The following is a 1,133-nucleotide window of genomic DNA, read 5'->3' on the forward strand; positions in this document are numbered from 1 at the left end:
CCTAATTCGTTACACGCCCGGCTCTGGGAGGTCGGTCAGAGGAAGTGTCATGGTGCGCGGGGACGTTGTGGTGGGTGTGCGCGGTGCGGGAGGGGGTGTGCCGGTGTAGGGCGGGTAGGGGTCGGCGTCGGTCATCTCGGTGTCGGATGTGTCGGCGGTGTCGAGGGTGTTGAGGGGGTGTGTGATGCCGGGGACCACGACGTCGGCGGCGAAACCGGTGCCGCTTTCCGCAGGGTAGGTGCCGTCGGTCTGCCGTCCCTGCCACTCGGCGTCGGGGTCGTGGTGCAGGTCGAGCAGGCGGTCCAGTTCCCTGTCGGCGAGCTCGGTGATGGTCGGGACGGCGGGCAGGTCTTCGGCGACGTCGTAGAAGGCGAGGTCGAACGGGTCGGCGTGGTGGAGGGGGGTGCCCGGTGCTGGGCCGATGTCGGGGGCGGGGCCGGCGGAAGCGGACGGTGGCGGGATGGAGGGTTCGTGTGTGGTGGCGGTGTCCATGGTGACGTCCATGGTCTCGTCCGTGGCGAGAGTGTTCTTGGTGGTGCTGGTCGGCTCGGCGTCGTCGTGGGCGGGTGGGCTGTCGGGGTAGTACAGGGGGGACGGAGCCGCTGCGGGGGAAAAGCCGCCTTCGGGGATCGTCACCTCGTCGGCGAAGCCTGTTGTGCTGTTGGTTGCGGTGTCCTCCAGCACCGCTGGAGGTGCCGAGCTCTCGACGGTGACGGTCGGTGGTACTGGTGCCGGTGCCGGATAGGCGGAGATCAGGAGGTCCATCTCCTCCAGATCCTCGCGGGTGATCTCGGGGCCGTCCTCGCCCTCACTCGTCCCCGCAGGCACCGCCAGGGTCTCCAGAACTCCGGCCTCGGGGAACAGCTCGTCGAGGTTCCAGGTGTCCCACTCGTCTGGCCCTGCCGGGAGCATGGGACTCGGCGACTCCTCGGCGTGCTCCTCCGGCACATGGTCCGCCTCGGGGTGGGTGTCAGTGGTCCGGGTCGGGGACGTGGGCCGGGGGGTGTCGGGGGCGGGGCTTGTGGTGGTGGGGGGGTAGAGGTCGAGGAGGTGGATGGTCCCGGTGAGGTCCTCGGGGGTGATGCGGGGGGTGTCTTCGTTCTCGCCGGTCCCGCCGGTGGCCGCCGTGGTGT

At 70.0% G+C, this 1,133-nt stretch carries 1 protein-coding gene; it reads right to left on the bottom strand.

Annotation, left to right across the window (positions count from 1 at the left end):
• Positions 1-9 precede the first annotated feature (9 nt).
• Positions 10-1,133 (bottom strand): hypothetical protein (locus AB0O11_RS39410; protein ID WP_363397459.1); only part of this gene is annotated, 1,124 nt, incomplete at its 5' end.

Origin of the sequence: Kitasatospora sp. NPDC093102, assembly GCF_040683915.1 — a bacterium.
Lineage (GTDB): Bacteria > Actinomycetota > Actinomycetes > Streptomycetales > Streptomycetaceae > Kitasatospora.